This is a genomic window from Thermodesulfobium acidiphilum, from assembly GCF_003057965.1.
Classification (GTDB): Bacteria; Thermodesulfobiota; Thermodesulfobiia; order Thermodesulfobiales; family Thermodesulfobiaceae; genus Thermodesulfobium; species Thermodesulfobium acidiphilum.
This window is the reverse complement of sequence record NZ_CP020921.1, coordinates 958,920-978,384: the sequence shown is the minus strand read 5'-3', so window position 1 is coordinate 978,384 and position 19,465 is coordinate 958,920. Positions and strand designations below refer to the sequence as shown.

The 19,465-nt window shown below is 31.7% G+C and carries 18 protein-coding genes and 1 pseudogene; 18 read left to right on the top strand and 1 reads right to left on the bottom strand.

Going from position 1 to position 19,465, the window contains the following annotated elements; genetic code table 11:
• Positions 1-23: 23 nt before the first annotated feature.
• The 5 genes from TDSAC_RS05020 to chrA all read left to right on the top strand — a co-directional run bounded on the left by TDSAC_RS05020 (position 24) and on the right by chrA (position 5,691).
• Positions 24-1,232 (top strand): nucleotide sugar dehydrogenase, encoded by a 1,209-nt coding sequence (locus tag TDSAC_RS05020; protein WP_108309174.1) that lies wholly within the window; start codon positions 24-26, stop codon positions 1,230-1,232.
• Positions 1,233-1,250: 18 nt separating this feature from the next.
• Entirely contained in the window at positions 1,251-2,273 is a 1,023-nt protein-coding gene (locus tag TDSAC_RS05015; protein ID WP_108309173.1) for an NAD-dependent epimerase/dehydratase family protein, read from the top strand.
• Positions 2,274-2,984, top strand: coding sequence for a glycosyltransferase family 2 protein (locus TDSAC_RS05010; RefSeq protein ID WP_108309172.1), 711 nt, complete (start codon positions 2,274-2,276; stop codon positions 2,982-2,984).
• Complete coding sequence (locus TDSAC_RS05005; RefSeq protein ID WP_108309171.1) at positions 2,959-4,221, top strand: LTA synthase family protein; 1,263 nt, start codon at positions 2,959-2,961, stop codon at positions 4,219-4,221. Before TDSAC_RS05010 ends, TDSAC_RS05005 begins: the two co-directional genes overlap by 26 nt.
• A 264-nt stretch (positions 4,222-4,485) precedes the next feature.
• Positions 4,486-5,691, top strand: coding sequence for a chromate efflux transporter (gene chrA / locus TDSAC_RS05000; protein WP_267894106.1), 1,206 nt, complete (start codon positions 4,486-4,488; stop codon positions 5,689-5,691).
• A gap of 1 nt (position 5,692) precedes the next feature.
• On the opposite strand, the gene uppP is transcribed toward chrA, so the two are convergent.
• A complete protein-coding gene (gene uppP, locus TDSAC_RS04995; RefSeq protein ID WP_108309169.1) occupies positions 5,693-6,454 on the bottom strand; it encodes an undecaprenyl-diphosphatase UppP in 762 nt (253 codons plus the stop codon).
• Between the two features lie 227 nt (positions 6,455-6,681).
• Here uppP and TDSAC_RS04990 point away from each other — a divergent pair, with 227 nt between their 5' ends.
• The 13 genes and pseudogenes from TDSAC_RS04990 (at position 6,682) to TDSAC_RS04935 (ending at position 19,462) form a co-directional block, all read left to right on the top strand.
• Positions 6,682-6,969, top strand: a complete 288-nt coding sequence (locus TDSAC_RS04990) for a thiamine S protein (RefSeq protein ID WP_108309168.1) — start codon at positions 6,682-6,684, stop codon at positions 6,967-6,969.
• Positions 6,965-7,066 (top strand): annotated as a pseudogene (locus TDSAC_RS09270) (glycosyltransferase family 2 protein); the annotation flags it as partial. The gene TDSAC_RS04990 and the pseudogene TDSAC_RS09270, both read left to right, overlap by 5 nt.
• Positions 7,067-7,261: 195 nt before the next feature.
• Positions 7,262-8,074, top strand: coding sequence for a glycosyltransferase family 2 protein (locus TDSAC_RS04985; RefSeq protein WP_234405726.1), 813 nt, complete (start codon positions 7,262-7,264; stop codon positions 8,072-8,074).
• Positions 8,059-9,207, top strand: a complete 1,149-nt coding sequence (locus tag TDSAC_RS04980; RefSeq protein WP_108309167.1) for a glycosyltransferase family 9 protein — start codon at positions 8,059-8,061, stop codon at positions 9,205-9,207. The genes TDSAC_RS04985 and TDSAC_RS04980 overlap by 16 nt, the downstream gene beginning before the upstream one ends.
• Entirely contained in the window at positions 9,200-10,228 is a 1,029-nt protein-coding gene (locus TDSAC_RS04975) for a glycosyltransferase family 9 protein (RefSeq protein WP_108309166.1), read from the top strand. The genes TDSAC_RS04980 and TDSAC_RS04975 overlap by 8 nt, the downstream gene beginning before the upstream one ends.
• Positions 10,222-11,148 (top strand): glycosyltransferase family 2 protein, encoded by a 927-nt coding sequence (locus TDSAC_RS04970; RefSeq protein WP_108309165.1) that lies wholly within the window; start codon positions 10,222-10,224, stop codon positions 11,146-11,148. The genes TDSAC_RS04975 and TDSAC_RS04970 overlap by 7 nt, the downstream gene beginning before the upstream one ends.
• Before the next feature lie 38 nt (positions 11,149-11,186).
• Positions 11,187-12,458 carry a flippase gene (locus TDSAC_RS04965; RefSeq protein ID WP_108309164.1) on the top strand — a complete coding sequence of 424 codons (1,272 nt, stop codon included), beginning with the start codon at positions 11,187-11,189 and terminating at the stop codon, positions 12,456-12,458.
• Between the two features lie 15 nt (positions 12,459-12,473).
• A complete protein-coding gene (locus TDSAC_RS04960; protein WP_108309163.1) occupies positions 12,474-13,130 on the top strand; it encodes a class I SAM-dependent methyltransferase in 657 nt (218 codons plus the stop codon).
• 171 nt (positions 13,131-13,301) lie between these two features.
• On the top strand, positions 13,302-14,216 hold the full coding sequence (locus TDSAC_RS04955) for a sulfotransferase domain-containing protein (protein ID WP_108309162.1): 915 nt from the start codon (positions 13,302-13,304) through the stop codon (positions 14,214-14,216).
• A gap of 251 nt (positions 14,217-14,467) precedes the next feature.
• Positions 14,468-16,435: a proton-conducting transporter transmembrane domain-containing protein gene (locus TDSAC_RS04950; RefSeq protein ID WP_108309161.1), complete on the top strand. Its 1,968-nt coding sequence runs from the start codon at positions 14,468-14,470 to the stop codon at positions 16,433-16,435.
• Positions 16,423-17,328, top strand: coding sequence for a respiratory chain complex I subunit 1 family protein (locus TDSAC_RS04945; protein ID WP_108309160.1), 906 nt, complete (start codon positions 16,423-16,425; stop codon positions 17,326-17,328). Before TDSAC_RS04950 ends, TDSAC_RS04945 begins: the two co-directional genes overlap by 13 nt.
• 17 nt (positions 17,329-17,345) lie before the next feature.
• On the top strand, positions 17,346-17,993 hold the full coding sequence (locus TDSAC_RS04940) for a hypothetical protein (RefSeq protein ID WP_108309159.1): 648 nt from the start codon (positions 17,346-17,348) through the stop codon (positions 17,991-17,993).
• A gap of 2 nt (positions 17,994-17,995) precedes the next feature.
• Positions 17,996-19,462 carry a hydrogenase 4 subunit F gene (locus tag TDSAC_RS04935; RefSeq protein ID WP_108309158.1) on the top strand — a complete coding sequence of 489 codons (1,467 nt, stop codon included), beginning with the start codon at positions 17,996-17,998 and terminating at the stop codon, positions 19,460-19,462.
• The last annotated feature ends 3 nt before the right edge of the window (positions 19,463-19,465 follow it).

Sequence of the window (19,465 nt, the reverse complement as noted above, 5' to 3'; positions counted from 1 at the left end):
AATCTAAATAATTGGAGGTTAAATTGAGCTTTAAGTATGACGTATGTGTAATAGGCGGCTTAGGACATGTAGGTCTACCCTTAGGCCTATCCTTTGCAAACAAAAATATAAAAACAATCTTGTATGACATAAATAAGGATGCAATAAATTTAGTAAAAAACAAAGTAATGCCCTTTATGGAACAAGGCGCAGAAGAGATATTAAAAACTACTCTTGACAAAACCCTTTTCGTTACTGACGATAGAGATGTAATTAAGGATTCAAAGTTCATTGTCATAGTAATAGGAACTCCAGTAGATGAACACCTATCACCTAACTTTGTCTTATTTAGAGACTTTTTCTCAAGATTTATAAATCTCTTTTCAGATAATCAGCACATAATCTTAAGAAGCACTGTATATCCTGGCACTACTGAGAGGATAATTGACTACCTTAGAAAGAGCAATCTGAAGACAAGAGTATCCTTTTGTCCAGAAAGGATTGCTCAGGGCTATGCTATAAAGGAGATTTCTACTCTTCCACAGATAATTTCTTCTGAAGACGACTCATCCTTTTCTGAAGCTGAAAAACTGTTCAAGATTATTACGTCTGAAGTAATAAGGCTCTCCTTTATGGAAGCAGAATTGGCAAAGCTCTTTACAAACGTCTATAGGTATATAAAGTTCTCCATTGCAAATCAGTTCTACCAAATTGCCACGCAAAATAACCTTGACTTCTACAAGATATATGATGCTATTGTGTATAACTACCCGAGAGCAAAGGACCTTCCTAGAGCAGGCTTTACTGCAGGGCCATGTCTTTTTAAGGATACCATGCAGCTTGCTGCCTTTAGCAAGAACAATTTCTTCTTAGGACATGCAGCTATGCTCGTAAACGAAGGACTTCCTTACTTTCTTGTAGAGCAACTAAAACAAAGAATATCCCTTGAGAACAAGGTTGTAGGTATTCTTGGCATGGCATTTAAGCCAGATAGCGATGACAAGAGAGAATCTCTTTCATACAAGTTAAAACACATATTAGAGTTTGAAAACTGCACGCTCCTTTGCTCAGATCCATTTATAAAAGATCCTAGATTTTTATCCGAAGATGAATTAATAGAAAAAAGCGATATCATATTCATAGGCTGTCCGCATAGCAAATATAATAATTTAGAGATACCTGATGAAAAGATATTAATTGATCCGTGGGACACTATGTTTAAAAAGGATTTTAAGAATAAAAAACAAATCTAATTTTAGGAGGCTAATTTAATGAAGATACTTGTAACTGGATCTGCTGGTTTTGTAGGAGGATATCTTGTAGAAGAGCTTTTGAACAACGGCCATGAGGTAGTAGGAATAGATAACTTTTCAAAATACGGTGAGCTATCTAAAAGCTATGATACAAATTCAAAGTATAGGCTTGTAAAAGGAGACGTAAAGAATACAGAACTCTTAAAGGAGCTAATCTCTGACTGCGATCAGGTGGTAGCAGGAGCTGCTATGATAGGAGGCATACCATATTTTCACAAGTTTGCATACGATCTCTTGGCTGAAAACGAAAGGATTATAGCATCTACCTTTGACGCTGCTATATGGGCATTTAAAAACAAGAAATTAAAGAAGATAAACGTACTTTCATCCTCTATGGTATTTGAAAACACATCGGTATTTCCTACTCCAGAGGGAGAAGAGAGAAAGTGTCCGCCTCCATCTTCCACATACGGCTTTCAGAAACTTGCATGCGAATACTTTGCTCAGGGAGCATGGGAACAATACAGACTCCCATACACCATTATCAGGCCCTTTAACTGCATTGGAATAGGGGAGAGAAGAGCTCTTTCAGATGAGAGCGTTATGTCTGGCAACGTAAAACTTGCTATGAGCCACGTAGTCCCAGATCTGGTCCAAAAGGTCCTAAAGGGCCAAGATCCCCTTCACATACTTGGTAGTGGAAATCAACTCAGACACTATACCTATGGAGGAGACCTTGCAAGGGGTATCAGATATTGCATTGAAAGCGAAAATGCCGTAAACGAGGACTTTAACATATCTACCGCTAAAGCTCACACTGTACTTGAACTGGCTCAGATTATCTGGAAAAAGATCCATGGCAATTCAAAACCCTTCAGATATGTATCAGATGAGCCATTTCCATACGACGTTCAGAAGAGATCTCCTGACGTATCAAAGGCAAAGAGGCTTCTAAACTTTGAGGCCAAGGTAACCCTGGAAGAGGCCTTAGACGAGATAATCCCATGGATAAAAAAACAAATTGAGCTGGGTAAGGTCTAATTGAACCATGAAATAACCTTAGGAATTGTAGTCCCCGTTTACAACGAAGGGGACAACATCCTTAAAACGTTAAGCGAAATAAAGAATAAGATAAAGTCATACAACAGAATCTACATCGTATATGACTTTGATGAGGATACTACCCTAAAGGCACTAAAAAGCGTTAATTTAGGTGATTACAAAGTATCTCTCTTGAGAAATAAATACGGCAAAGGTGCTCTAAATGCCATAAAGACAGGTATAGAGGAGTCTACTGAAGATGCAGTCCTGGTAGTGATGGCAGATCTCTCTGATGACTTATCTGTAACAGATAAGATGTTTGACCTAATAAGAAATGGATATGACGTGGTTTGCGGCTCAAGGTATATGAAAGGCGGTGCTCAACTTGGAGGTCCAAAGCTTAAAGGCCTTCTATCGAGATTGGCAGGCATCAGCCTTCATTACCTTACAGGCATACCTACCCACGACGTAACAAACAGCTTCAAGATGTACAGCAGGAATGCCTTAAAAAGGATAAATATAGAGAGTACTGGTGGCTTTGAGATAGGTATGGAGATTACTGTAAAGACCTTCTTAAATGGCGGAAAGATAACTGAAGTTCCTTCTACCTGGAAAGATAGATCTGAGGGCAAATCTAACTTTAAGCTCTTTAGATGGCTTCCAAAATATATTAAGTGGTATGTGTATGCAGTGCTTAAAAGATATTTTTAAGAAATTTAGTCTTGTAGATGAATTCAGAGATAAAATTTATCTGTGGTTAGCATTATTTCCATTAGCAATTTATATTGCAGCAGTTTTAGTTTTTTCTATAAACATACCTGCTGATGATGACTACGATGCAGTTTTAGGCTTTCTAAATAGATTCATTACTAGCAATAATCTTGGCGAGAAAATCTGGCTTTTGTTCTCTCAACACAACGAACACAGGATATTTTTCAATAGAATAATTGAACTGTTGCAATACTGTATTATGGGCAAGGTAAATTTTTATGTGCTTTCTATTGTCGGAAATCTTGGTTGGGTATTATCATTTTTCGTAATTTATAAGCTTTATAAAAAGAAGTGCAATAATTATAAATATCTTTTGCCCATTTCAATTATATTTTTTTCATTTTTGACCCATACTTTAATGTCATGGTCGATGGCGTCAATTCAGCAATACTACCAGGTATTGTTTTTGCTTCTTTCATATTATTTTTTAATTTATAAATTTTCAATCAAAAATGCACTGTTATATCAATTTTTTCTTCTTTTGGGAGTATGGACTGGCGGTGGTGGGCTTATTTTCTATTTACCTGCAGTAATTTATTTATTTTTTAAGAAAAGGAATAAAGAAGCAATTGTTACAACTATTTTATTTTTGCTGAACTCATATTTTTATTTTGTATTCTTCGATTATCGTTTTACATCTTCTGTTACTTCATTTTCATATTTTCTCAAACACTTCTCTGATATATTAATTTATGTTCTAAACTTTATTGGTAATATTAAGGTTTTGACAAGATATGAATATATAGTTGGTTTAATTTTTTTTCTTTGCTCAATTTATATTGCTTTTAAGAAGCAATGCGAATTCCAAATATTGATTTTGCTAGCTGTTGTTCTTACTGCTTTTGCTGCTGCAATTGATAGAGCTCATTTTGGCATCTGGCAGGCATTGAGCTCAAGATATACTATGTATCCGATTATTTTACTTTCTTCTAATTATTTATCAATTTTGCCAGATAAAGATAATAAGTTAAACAATCGTATTTATATTTTTGCTTTAGGATTATCTGTACTTATTTTTTCTATTGCTATGCCAAATGGAGTTAGAAATCTCATTAAATACGATTCAAACCTTAATTCACAGTGTATTTATTATTTTGATAAAGAAGAGCATGCAGTAAATATTTATGAAGAATCTCACAGGCTGGGTATTTATAATTTGAGTTGCTATAAAAAATAATCTTTAAGTGCTGATGTAGAGATTATTTTAACTCCTGATAACAATTGCAACTGTCATCATGACTGGTATTGGTATCATCGCCATCATGAACACTATTATAATTACGGCTATTACGAGTGGCATCACTAAATTTTTTTCTATATTAAAACCTTGAGGGCGTGAAATTTCGCCCTCTCTTTTACTCGGTAATTAAAAATTAAATAAGGTGTTAATATATTTAAAAATAAAATGCCGAATTGAGGGTTTAATATATCTCAATATAATTTGAAATCTTTAGATACTCCTAAATTTACATCTCCAGATTTAAAGGAGATATTCAAGACTTTCTTATATCTCGGATTGACTGCTTTTGGCGGTTTGCTGATGATTGTAAATATAAATAAAAAGATTGTTAAAGAAAAACAGTGGTTTAGCGATAAGGAATTTCTAGATGGGTTAGCTCTTTGTCAGACTATTCCTGGTGCTACTATAATTCAGCTTTGCAGTTATATTGGGCTGAAGTTGCAAGGAATTTCTGGCGCAGCTGTTAGTCTTGTCGGTTTTATGGCGCCTTCATTTTTGTTTATTATCTTTTTCTCTTATTTTTATATCCTTACAAAGGGTTCAGACTTTACAAAGGACATATTTATGAATCTTCAAACGGTGGTAGTTGCATTGATGATTCAAGCTTCCTTTGTTATTGGAAAAATGAATATCAAGAACTCAAAGTCTTTTCTAATAGCTATAATTGGCACGATACTTTTTTGGCTAAAATTCAGCTCATTTATGACAATTTTTCTTTCAGCTATCTTAGGACTTTTCCTTTTTAACAATATTAAAGTAAATTTAAAACAAGATAGCACTGTTGAAGGTAGATATGTTGTATTTAAAAATTTGAAATCGATTTTATTTATGTTCTTAATTTTAACATCAGTACTTTTATTTTCATTTTTCTATAACAAACATCTTTATAATCTTTCATCTTCGTTTGTCAAAATAAGCATAGTATCTTTTGGAAGCGGTTATTCTGGGACATCACTGATGTTTAAAGAGATAGTAGAAAAATATCACCTGATTTCTCCTCAAACCTTTCTCGATGGCATGATATTTGGAAGAGTTACTCCAGGTCCTGGTATGGTATCGGTATTTATAGGGTTTGTGACATTCGGAATTTTAGGTGCAGTAATTGCAATGATTAGCATCTATCTGCCTGCCTTGATTGTCCTCATCACAGTAGAGCCTATATTTAGCAAATTGAAAAATTTCTGGATATTCCAGAGGATAATTATGAGCATATTGAGCTCATTTGTAGGATTATTGATAAACGTTACCTTTACCTTTGCGACTTTGATTAGTTGGGATATAAAGCAATTTGTTATATTGGTAGCTTCATTTACTGCACTATCATTAAAAGTTAGCCCTTTATGGGTAATTCTTACTACTGCGATAGTCAGTATTGTGTTAAATGTTTTTATGATGATTCATATTTAGCTTATCTAAAGACCGAGTAAAGCACCCCAACTATTATTCTATAAAATCCAAACGGTTTTAGGTTGTTGGTTGAGATGAATTTTAAAAAGGTTTTTACTGAAATTATTGCGAATATCAGAGCTGTTATAAAGCTAACTGCCATTGGTAAAAGATTTGGCCCTGTAAGAGCTGAGTGATCCTTTAATAACGCGTATGAACCTGCTGCTAGGATTGTAGGAATAGCAAGTAAGAAAGAAAATTCTACTGCTGCCTTTCTTTCTATGCCAAGTAGCATTGCACCTACAATTGTAGCTCCAGAACGTGATACTCCGGGTATAAATGCAAGGGTTTGGATAAATCCAATTGCTATAGCTTGCTTGTAGCTAATATTTGAAATATTTAGAGTAGAAGGTTTAATCTTCTTGTATTCGACCAGAAGTATGATTATGCCGCCGATAATGAGAGAAAATACTGTTATTGTATCGTTATATAAAAGAAAGTTTTTAACTATTTTATAAACGAGCAGCCCGATAATTCCTGTAGGAATAAAGGCTACAATTACCTTTTTTACAGTTTCATGATCAACCAAAAGTCTTTTTGCGTATAAAATTAGTACCGCAATAACTGCACCTAACTGCATAACAATTTCATAAATTTTTATAAAATCAGATGATGGGATTGATAAGAGTCTTCCAACAAGAGTAAGGTTTCCAGCTGCAGAGACAGGCAGAAATTCTAGTAGACCTTCGACAATGCCCAGTATAATAGCATGTATAATATTCATTAATTCTATTCTCCTTTGCTTTAAAGATTGTTATTTATATTAAAAATACGTGATTAAATTTATATTAAAAATATTCTATTGTCAAATTTAATTTTTATTTTGTCATTTTACATTTTTGTGAGCATTTTTAAGAAATAGAACTCTGTCAGAAAATGTTAATGAAAGGTTTAATTAAATTGTTATATACTATAAATGTTAAGCTTATTTTTAGTTGTTTGGGGTGAGTTGTGAACAGAAATAACATTGAGATAAGAGCTTTTGCAAGTCTATATAGACTTTTTCAAGAAAGAGGCTGGAATCAGCCTTATATCTTGGATCTGGATAAAGAAATAGATGGTTATGAACTTCTTAAAATGTTAAAACTTAACGAGGAAGATGTGGAGGCTATATTTATAAATCACAACACGTGTGGGTTGAAAGAAAAGATTAGACCAGGAGATAGGGTAGGGCTTGTGCCGCCCGGTATTCCTGGCGTGGTAAGGACAATGCTGGGCATTAGAGGGGCAAAAAATTAACAAAGTTTATGTCGTACTTGTAAATTATAACAATTGGCATGATACTATTGAGTGTATTGAGAGCTTATTCAAGCTAAAGTATCCAAACTTTCAGATAGTCGTCGTTGATAACCACTCGTTAAATAATTCAATTGAATATCTGAAATTATGGGCTGAGGGAAAACTAGATGTCTGGATAGATCCTGAAAATCCCCTTAGAAAACTTTCCTTTCCTCCTATCTCAAAACCTGTTCAATATACTCTATATAAAGACAGTGAATTTGAAAGCAGGTCAGTACTTAATGACGATGGCTTGATCTTTATACAATCGGGCTACAACGGCGGATTTTCATTCGGCAATAATCTGGGCATTAAATATGTGTTAAAGAAGGGTGATGTTGATTTTTTTTGGTTTTTAAATAATGACACAGTCGTAGACAACAACGCTCTAACTCATGCTTTAGAAGTATTTGATTATGACAATAAAATTGGTTTGGTAGGATCAAAAATATTATATTACTATAATATATCTACTATTCAGGCATTATGCGGTTGTAAAAAAATAATACCCTGGGACAACAATTCTTTTAAATGGATTTCTTTTAATACCAAAGATTCTCAAAATTGTATAAAAAGTTTTGAGATCGAGGGCGCTTTATTTGGTGCAAGCATAATAGCAAGAAAAGAGTGCTTAATTGAAACTGGTTTTTTCGATGAAAATTATTTTATGCAGGTGGAAGAGGATGACTTTTGCTACATGGCAAGAAAGCACGGTTGGAAGATTTTTTGCTGTTGTAAATCTATGCTATATCATAAAGTTGGTGCAAGTACAGGTAATGGTACTATAAAGAGCTTCTTTGGAAGGAAGAGTTTAAGGAATAATTTTAAAAGGTTTTTACAAACTCCTTGCTTACACTTAAGAAATAGAATTTATTTCACTAAAAAGTTTTTTGGAACTTTTTATTTCTATTTATTTCTTATTATAAATTTTTATCTTGTATTAAGGCTGATATTTGGAATAATTATCTACGACGATGAAAAACTTAAGAGAATTAAATTTCTATTAATTGCAGTTTTTGATGGAATTAGAGGGAAAATGGGAAAACCAGAATGGATAAATTCATAAATAGAAAAATTATATATCTAAATTCTAATTCTAAAATGACTCCTATAAAGAAATTTATAGATTTTTTTGGGTATAGATTTTTTTGTAAATACAAAGCCGATCTTGATAATCTGGATATGAATAACTATAAGTCTATCTGTATTGTTCAAATGGGACACATTGGTGACTTTTTGCTCAGTACGCCAATGATCAGTGAGATTAGAAAGAATTTTTATGGCAAGCTTATCATTGCTATTAATAAGAACACCCTTGAGCTTGCGTCAAATTTAAAAGGCGTAGATGAAGTAATAGTCTTAGAACACCCAAGAAAAATTTATTCAAGGTCAAAAGATAACTCTATCCATTCTGCTATAAAATCCTTTTCGAAAATAAACGCTGATATAGTTCTTGAGGTAAGAGGGGACATAAACATTATCCCTTTTATAAAATTCTTCTCACATTATAAATACTTAATAGGTTTCGATGTGGGCGGTGCAGGATTTTTGCTTGACAGAGTGCTCGAATATCCTTATGGGGAGCATATTACAGAGACCTACAATAAGTTCTTAGAATTTTTCAAAATTAAAATTCCTGAGATTAGAAAGTTAGATAGCTATTATGATTTGAAAGCTCCTAATCCTGTCAAGAAAGATAAATATATAGTGATTGCTGTGGGTCAAACTGGCGCTCGTTCGAAGGATTGGGAGACTGGGAATTTCATAAAGCTAATTAATATGTTTTTAAATGAAGGCTATATTGTGGTTTTAGTTGGTAAGATTTCGCCAGACGAGTCAAAAGAGTATGATAGGCTTGTCAATAAAAACCTAATAAATCTAGCAAACAAAACGACTTTGATGGAACTTTTTTCTGTTTTAAGGAATTCTTATCTATTTATCGGTTTGGATAGCGGTCCTACTCATGCTGCGGCAATGCTGGGTGTAAGAACTGTTGCCTTATATAGTGGAGTAGTTGATTTTAATGTTTTTAGGCCAATTGAAGTTTTTGGAAATGTTAGTATCATTAAGATGGATGTAGAGTGTGAGAAGTGTTATAAAATTAATTGTGAAAACAATGTTTGTATGAAAATGATAAAGCCTAAAACGGTTTTTGATAGATCGATAGAATTAATTAGGGGAAGCTTATGTAATGAGTAAAAGAATTTTGATAATTTCAGCCAGAAATTTTGGCGATGCAATAATTTCTACTTCTTTAATTAACTCTTTTGGAAGTAATTTTTCTGATTATAAGATTGACCTCTTGACGAGATATGATTTTAAGGAAATATTTGAGAATAATCCTTATGTAAATAACATTTACTTTGCTAATTTTCCTATGGGCACAAATAAAAATTTTAATTGTAAAGAACTTTTTAAACTTATTAAAATTATAAATCTTTTGTCTAAAAATAAATATGATTTCATTTTAAATAATATTGGAGATATAAGAGAGAATCTGCTTGGCAAGATGATGAAGCCAAAATTAAACATTTCAATTAAATTCGAAAAATCTCATCCCTTTAGAAACCTGATTAGATTAAATAATTGTCTGTTTACTGATAAGTGTATCAGTATACCCGTTGAGGTTAAAAATATTTATGATATTCAAGATTTTATCTCATCAAAGCTGGGTTGCACTAAAGTCTTGCCTCCAAAGATATATATAAAGGCTAAAAATGAAAAGTCACCTAAAATAATTGGCATACATCCAATGGCAAGTCAGGATTGTAAATTATGGGATTTTCATAAATGGGAAAAGTTAATAAATATCTTAAAAAGGGCATATACAATTTGGATTTTTGGTTCGAATAATGAGCTTTCTTTACTTAATAAAGTCTTCAAGGCAGCTGTCGATGAAAAAAGAGTTTTTATTAAGACAACCACATTAAATGAATTTTTCATAAATCTCTCTAAATGCTCTCTCTTAATAGGTCTTGATAGTTTTTCTATTCATGCTTCCAGCGCCCTTGGCGTCAAGAGCATCATGATAAGTGGAGGAAATGACTGGGAAATATGGAAGCCAAAAAATTGCTATGTTATTTCAAAAGGGAGTTCTGTTTGCAAATTTTATCCGTGTTTTAATAAACCAAAATGTTTGAATACATCTGATGAGTATATATGTATGAAGTCTATAGAAGTAGATGAAGTTCTAGGGTTGATTAATAAAATATTATGTTAAGTATAATTTTGCCAACTTATAATGCTGAGAAGTATATCGAAAGATTTCTTCAGAGATTAAGTGAAAATTTAAAAATATGTGGTGAGAAATCAGAAATTATAGTGATTGATTCTTCTTCCACTGACGATACTGTTAAGTTAGCTAAGAAATTTGGAGCAAAGGTTTATGTTATTCCAAAAAAGGAATTCGACCATGGTGGCACGCGTTCATACGCAGCTAAGTTAGCAACTGGAGATATTTTAATTTTTTTTACACAAGACGCACTGCTATTTGATGATCGTTCAATATCAAATTTAATATTACACTTCAAAGAAAGCAGTGTTGGCGCTGTTTATGGCAGACAAATTTGTTATGAAAATACCAACCCTTTTGGAAGACATCTAAGACTTTTTAACTATCCTGAAGAGTTTTTAGTAAAAAAATATAAAGATAAAGATAAATACGGCATAAAAACAGCTTTTATGTCAAATTCTTTTTGTGCGTACAGAAAGAGTGCTCTTGATAAAATAGGTTATTTCAAAGAGAGACTGATAATGGGAGAAGATACTTATGCAGGTGCTTTGCTTTTGAAGGCTGGGTATAAGATAATTTATGAGCCAAAGGCAATAGTCTTTCATTCTCATAATTATAATGTCTTTGAGGAGTTCAGGAGGTATTTTGATATAGGCGTCTTTCACAATTCTGAAAGATGGCTTTTGGAAGAGTTTGGCAGTGCACAGGGAGAGGGCAAAAGATATATAAAATCAGAATTAAATTTCTTAATCAAAAATGGGCTATATCAATTTTTGCCTGAATACATTATTAGAAACTTTTTAAAATACGCTGGCTATAAACTTGGTATGAATTATAAAATATTGCCAAAATTTCTGGTTAAGAAATTCAGTATGCACAAGAGCTGGTGGAATAAAAAATATGATTAAATTGATTATCATACGAACATGAAAACCAAGAGGTAGTCTTGCAAAAGTTATTTTCTATTAAAAATTTATTTAGCAGTCAAGAAAAGAAACGACTGGTTAGTAATTTTTTTTCTCTTTCTATACTACAGGTAGCGAATTATCTTTTTCCTCTGATTACCCTCCCATATCTTGTAAGAGTGCTTGGCCCCTCACAATATGGTCTTGTGGCATTCGCTCAGGCCTTTATCGGATACTTTCAAATATTAACTAACTATGGGTTTAACCTCTCAGCTACAAGAGAAATTTCAATAAATAGAGAAAATCCTGAAAAGGTTTCAGAAATATTTAGCTCTGTTATTACCATCCAAATTCTACTGGCTATTTTATCTTTTATAATGATGGCTCTTGTTGTATTTAGTTTTGCAAAGTTTAGAGATGACTGGCTGCTTTACTTTCTTACCTTTGGTTTGGTTTTAGGTAACGTATTGTTTCCAGTATGGTTTTTCCAGGGAATAGAGAGAATGAAATATATTACTTTGTTAAACGTTCTGGCACGGTTTATTTTTACTATTGCTATTTTCGTATTTATTCGAGAAGAATCAGATTATATTTATGTTCCGCTGATAAATTCAGTTGGTTTGGTACTATCTGGCATTATAGGTTTGTGGATAATTTTTAACAGGCTTGGTGTAAAATTTATTATGCCAGATGTAAACAGTATAAAATATCATCTAAATGAGGGATGGCATATATTTATTGGTACTGTTGGCATAAGTTTTTATAAAAACAATAGCGTTTTAATTTTGGGTTTATTTGCTGATTCTACAATTGTAGGTTACTTTTATATTTCTAAGAAAATAATAGATATTTTGAATCAAATTGCAGGACTTATATCTCAAACTTTTTTCCCGTATATTAATAGATTAATAAATCAAAATTATAATCTCGCGATTGTTTATTTAAAAAAGATTGGTTTGATTATATTTTTATATACTTTAGTTTTTGGTTTATTGCTTTTATTTCTTTCACCAGTAATAATTAAAATTATAAGTGGTCATTATTATAATGAATCAATTTTAAGTTTAAAATTAATGGCTTTTGTACCAATGTTTATTGGAATTAATGTTCCAGCCGTGCATATCTTACTTAGTAAAGGCTTTGGTAAAGAATTCTCAAATACAGTTTTAATTGGTGCTTTTTTAGATTTAATTTTAAATTTTTCTTTGGTTCCGTTTCTATCATTTTTGGGAAGTTGTATATCAGTCATTGTTGTCGAACTTTTTGTCACCTTATATCTTTATTTTAAAGTTTTGAAATTGAAAAGTTGTTAAGGTAGGTATCATTTTATGAATGAGTTTAGAGATATTTATAACAGAAAAAATAATAAATACTTTTCTGGTATTCGTTATGATATTATCAATCTTATAGAAGGTTTTAATCATAACATTCTTGAATTAGGATGTGGAGCGGGTAACACTCTTGTAGAGTTGAAAAAACAAGGTAAAGCTAAGAATGCTGTAGGCATAGATATAATAGATTTAGGACAATCTAAAAAATTAGACAAATTTATATTGGCTGATATTGAAAATATAGAATTAAATTCTTTAAATGAATATTTTGACGTTATTATATGCGCTGATGTTTTAGAGCATTTAAAAGATCCATGGAGTGTTGTTAGGAAGCTGAAAAATTTTTTAAAAACTGACGGAGTTCTTATAGCAAGCATACCCAATGTAAGAGAATATAGAACAATATTGAGTATTTTACTAAATGGAGACTTTAAGTATGTTGAATCTGGTATTTTAGATAAAACGCATTTGAGATTCTTTTGTAAAAAAAATATGATTGATCTATTTGAATCTTCAGGTTTAAAAGTGTGTAAAATTACTTACAATCTCCACCTTGCTCCTAGAAGAAAAGTATTTAATAAACTAACTTTAAAGTTTTTTGAAGAATTTTTAGTGGTTCAATATTTAATGGTAGCTAAAAAAATGAGGTTTTAATTTTAAATTTATGAGCATTTAAATTTTAGTCAATTTTATTCAGTATTTTTAAATTCTCACACTTCCACTAATAAAAATTTGTTACCTTTTTGCTAGATTATTCGTAGAATATTAATCGAGTTGATTTAATTTTTATTTAATCTATTTTATCTAGAAAAGGGTGAGTTTAAAATTAATATTAAGTATAAACTTCCAAATTTTTTAATTGTAGGAGCCCCACAAGCAGGTACTACCAGTTTGTATCATTATCTTTCAAAACATCCACAGGTTTTTATGAGTAAAATAAAAGAACCTAAGTTTTTTTCTTATATATCTGGTCACAAAAATTTTAATGGTCCTGGTGACTCTGAGGGGGAAAGGGATATTATAAAAACATTCGAAGATTATAGGAGATTGTTTTTGAATGTCAATGGCTCAAAGGTGCTGGGGGAATGTAGTGTGGACAGCTTATATTATTATGAATCTGTGATACCTAAAATTAAAGAATACCTGGATGAAGAGGTTAAGATTTTTATTATCCTTAGAAATCCGATTGATAGAGCTTATTCTTCATATATTTATCATCTTAGAGATGGTAGAGAAAATCTATCATTTGAAGAGGCGCTTACTGAAGAAGAGAAGAGAATAAAGGATAATTGGGAATTTATGTGGCATTATAAGTCGGTTGGACTATATTCTAATCAAGTAAAGGCATACCTTGATAACTTTAAGAACGTTAAGGTCTGTTTATTTGAGGATCTCAAAGAAAACCCTGATTATTTGATAAAAGAGCTTTTTAACTTCCTAGGTGTGGATCCAGAATTTGTTCCTGGTGATTTAGAGATAGAATATAACAAATCAGGTATTCCAAGATTTAAATCACTGTATAATTTCTTAAATAAGCCAAATTTTTTTAAGTTCATTGTTAAAAATTTCTTCCCAAAAAATTTTAGAATAAAGTTAAAAAATAAATTTATGAACAAATTACTTATCAAACCTGATGAGATAAATAAAGATACGAGGGAATATCTGATAAATTTTTACAAAGAAGATATAGTAAGACTTCAAAAGTTAATAGATAGGGATTTATCCAGTTGGCTAAAATAACAGAAACTATCTAAGTAAATTTTTTCTATCTACAAAAATTCTACCTGATTCTTAACACTCAAAAAACTCGACCATCATAGTGACAAAATTAGCGTTTTCATTAGGGATGAAGTTAGCGTCCTTTAACAGTCGCAATTTTTGCTATTGACTGCTGCCCACAAAAGGTATAAACTTTGAACGTTTCTTTTTCAAAAAATGTTGTGAAAAATTGTTAAAAATAAATTAATGATTTATTGGAGTGATCTATCTTAATGATTGATTTAGGTTTTATCTTATTCTATCTTTCAGTTGGTTTTTATATTTTAGGTGCAATTGTGCCACTTGCTTTTTCAAAAAATAAAACGCTATCTTTGAAAATCGGTTCATATTTTGGTTTAACTGCTTCAGTTCTTGGTTTTATGTCAGGTGTTTTTATATTTTTATTGCCAAATCCAATTTTGTTTAATCTTTTAGTTATTGCTCCAAATATAGAGCTGCAATTTTACTTCGATAAGCTTTCTGCCTTTTTTCTTTTAATTCTTTCTACAATTAATTTTTTGATTATGATTTATTCTTTGGAATACATGAAGTCCTATCTAAATGACAATATCGCTAAATTTTCTTTTTTTTATAATTTATTTATTTGTTCGATGTCAGTTTTGTTTTTGGTTTCTAACTCAATTACATTTTTGATTTTTTGGGAATTAATGAGCATTTTTTCTTATTTTCTTGTAACCTTTGAATACAGGCATCAGCATGTTAGAAAAGCTGGATTTTTTTATATATTTATGACTCATTTTGGAACTGTTTTTATTATCTCTGGGCTCTTGTATTGGGGAACATTTTCAAATGGATTAAACTTTGATGCTATGAAGATTGCTGCTATGCATATGAGCATGTTTTCTAAATCCATCATCTTCTTATGCTTCCTAATTGGCTTTGGAACAAAAGCTGGTATTGTTCCTTTGCATATCTGGCTTCCAATGGCACATCCTTCTGCACCGAGCAATGTATCTGCGATGATGAGTTCTGTTATGATCAAGACTGCTATATATGGAATTTTTAGATTTGTAATCGATATGCTGGGTGTTGGCCCCATCTGGTGGGGGAGTATTATACTCTTCATTGGGATAGCATCGTCTTTGATCGGCGTTCTTTATGCTTTAATGGAACACGATATTAAAAAACTTTTAGCATATCATAGCGTTGAGAATATTGGAATAATTTTTATGGGAGTAGGTTTAGGTGTTATTTTCTCATCAATGTCTCTATACACTTTTGCTGCTATTGCCTACTGCGCTTCTTTGTTTCATGTTTTGAACCATGCTGTTTTTAAGAGCTTGCTTTTCCTTTCTGCAGGCTCTATTAGTAAAATAATCGGCACAAGAGATATGGAGCATTATGGTGGATTGATAAAAAATATGCCTAAAACTGCTTTATCTTTTTTGATTGGATCATTGGCTATTTCAGCTATCCCTCCCCTTAATGGGTTTGCTAGCGAATATCAAATATATATTTCGATGTTAAACCTGTCTTACTTTGCGCATTCTTACTGGAAGCTTTTTGCTATATTGTCTCCTGTAGCATTAATTTTAACTGGTGCACTTGCTGCTGCTTGTTTTGTAAAGGCTTTTTCGGTATCATTTTTGGCTTTGCCGCGCTCATCTGAGGCAAAGAATGCAAAGGAACCAAATCTTATGATTATCCTACCAGAAGCTATCCTTGCCTTTAGCTGTATATTACTTGGTTTATTAGCTTCCAATATACTTTTTTATATCTCTAAAATAGTGTTACAAATAGATTCAAATTTTAATGTTGTCTATTTTCAAACGACAAATCTTTTATTTTTTATAATTTTTGGAATATTCTTTAGTTTATCTATAATTTTTGGTAAAATTTTTGGACTATTTGAGATTAGAAAGGTCCCCACATGGGGATGCGGCATTAACTTAAACTCTAAAATGGAATATACTGCAGCGTCTTTTTCACAACCGATAAGACGAACGTATTCTTTTTTCCTGAGACCAAATAGAAAGATCACAGTTAATCCTTCTAAGCCATTGGATATCTTATTTTCTGAGGATTTAAAGCCTCCATTCACTACTTATTTATATAGCCCAATAAGAAAATTTATATTAAATTTTTCTATTAAAATGAGATTTCTTCAAAGCGGATATGTGCATTTTTATCTTGCATATATATTTATTACATTAGTGGTGCTTTTGTTATGGTATCGATAAATCCATCATTAGTTTTAGTTTCAATAATACAAGTCATTATCGCATTGGTTTTTTCTCCTCTTGTAAGTGGAGTTATTAAGAAGATAAAATCACGTTTCCAATCCAGGAAGGGGGCGACTATATTTCAGCCATATAGAGACCTTTTAAAATTCTTTAAAAAGGAATCGACAATCTCTGAAAATTCATCGATAATATCGATTTTTGCTCCTTTTATTGTCTTTGCTTCATATCTTAGCGCTTGTGTTTTGTTCCCCTTTCTTGGTTTTAAAAATAGTTCGGGATATGACCTTATTACATTTATATATTGTTTTGGAGTTGCAAGATTTTTTATTGCATTGGCTGGTATGGAATCAGGTTCGAGTTTTGGAGGTATGGGTTCTAGCAGAGAAATGATGATATCAGCTCTTTCTGAACCAGTTTTCTCTATAGTCTTGTTTGCTCTTTCGTTAAGTGTTCTTTCGTATAACCTTAATAGCATGCTTTCATCTGGATGGTCGATTCCTGGAATTTTGCTGAGCATTTCTATGTTTATAATTGTAATAGCAGAGTCTTCAAGATTGCCAGTAGACAATCCTGATACCCATTTAGAGCTTACTATGGTTCATGAAGGAATGATTCTTGAATATTCTGGTCCTCTTTTGGGAATTTTTCACTATGCATCTATGTTAAAGCAATTTATTTTAATTGCTTTATTTGTAAGTATTTTCTCTCCTAATATAGAAAATCTTGTTTTGGACATCTTTGTAAAGTTTTTATTATTTCTTCTTATTGTCTTTTTAATAGCATTTATTGAATCTATCGTCCCCAAGATGCGACTTTTCAAATTGCCTGGATTTTTCTTTGCTACTGGTATACTGGGCGTTCTTGCAATTTTAATATATTTTATAAAATAATTTTAGGAGGTATATTTTTGGACTTTTTAAGTTTTATTTTTCTTATAACTTCATTATGGATGTTACAAACAAGAAATGTGACAAAAAGCGTATATTTACTAATTTTACAGTCTTTATCTTTAAGTGTTCTAATGATAGGTATTCCGATGTTTTCTTCGGGCAATGATTTCAATCTTTTTCACTCAGCTATTGCTGCTATATTAACCTTCTTTGTAAAGGTCGTCTTTCTTCCATTTATAATTCTTCGTGTTAACAAAAAACTTAGATCAAACGATCTCGTCCCTATGAATATGTCACAAGGTCTTTCTTTATTGATAGGGATATTTCTTATTGGATTTTCACAAGTTTTGAACTCTTCAGGCTTCTTCAGCACATCTCATTTAAGTTCGGGCTATTCTTTTTTTGCAATTTCATCAATCTTGATCGGATGTTTTTATATGCTAAGTCATCGTGCTCTTCTATGTCAGATTATAGGAATAATCGTTATGGAAAATGGGATATTTTTATATTCTGTCTCTCTTACAAATGGAATGCCTCTGATTTTCGAATTTGGAACATTTTTTGATTTGCTTGTTGGAGTTCTCGTTATGGGAATTATGACCAATTATATTCATGGTCTTTTCGAGTCGACAGATACTGAAAATCTTACTGAATTGAAGGGCTAATCGTGATACTCTTATTTATAGTTTTAATACCAATAATTTTTTCTTTTTTCTGTATTTTACCAAAACAAACTAAAATAATTCAATGGATTACCTCTTGTGCAATTATTTTAGCGAGTTTGTTGGCATTCATATCATGTTTTTATGTTTTATCATCAGGTAAAATATTATTTTTATCAAATATATTTGCTGTTGATCTTCTTTCAGTCCCATTTGTTCTGGTAATAGCAATAGTCAGCCTTATATGCTCAATTTCATCTATTGGCTATGTAAATAGAGATATCGAAATAAATGAAATGAAAAAAAGTTATATTAAGCCATTTTATATATTACTTTTATTATTTGTATGTACAATGTATTTATCAGTTCTTTGTCAAAATCTCGGCTTGATATGGGTATCCATCGAAGCAACTACTGTTATATCTGCATTGCTAGTTGGCTTTTATAGAAAAAGAGCATCTCTTGAGGCAGCATGGAAATATATCATTCTTTGTACAGTTGGAATTGCATTTGCGCTTGTTGGTTTGATTTTAATATATCAAGCAGAACAAATTTCACTATTTAATGGTGTCGAAACGCTTAACTGGTTCAAACTTATATCATATGGGAAAAATCTGGATCCAAATTTGATGAAAATCTCATTTATATTTATTATAGTTGGATATGGAACAAAAGCTGGAATTTTTCCAATGCACACATGGCTTCCAGATGCACACGGACAATCTCCAGCTCCAATAAGCGCTCTTCTTTCAGGTGTTTTACTTAACTGTGCTGTGTATGCAATCTTAAGGCATCATTTATTGCTTTCCTCAGCGGTTGGCAGTAATTTTTCCAGCAATTTGCTAGTAGGTTTTGGCGCTCTTTCAATGATATTTTCAGTACCTTTTATTTTGACTCAACGTGACATAAAAAGACTTTTTGCATATTCGAGTGTGGAACATATGGGCATAATTCTTATAGGTTTTGGTTTAGGCAATTTTTTTGGAGTGCTTGGCGCGATGCTTCATATGTTCAATCACTCTATCGGAAAGTCAACGCTTTTTTTAAGTACAGGCTCTATTGTTAAAAGATATGGGAGCAATAACATTGCAAGATTAAAAGGGATCGGTCAAACAAAGCCGATTACTTCAATAATATTTTTGTGTGTATTGTTAGCTATTGCTGGCTCTCCTCCATTTGGACTTTTTTTAAGTGAAACGTACATCGCGTACGCTATTTTTCAAAAATTTGGTTTTTTTCCAGGTATAGTCTATCTTACTTTAATAGCTACCGTATTTGCTGCGTTTATGTATTATTTAGGTAAAATGTATTTTAGCAATCAAAGACCAGATTTTAAGTTTAAAGAGCGTATTGGCTTGCAACATATTTTTCTTTCTATTCCTATTGTTATTCTAATAATTACTGGCTGTTTCCTTACACCTTCTATAAATATTATTTCAAAAATTGTTGAATATTTTATGAGAGGTATTTGAAAT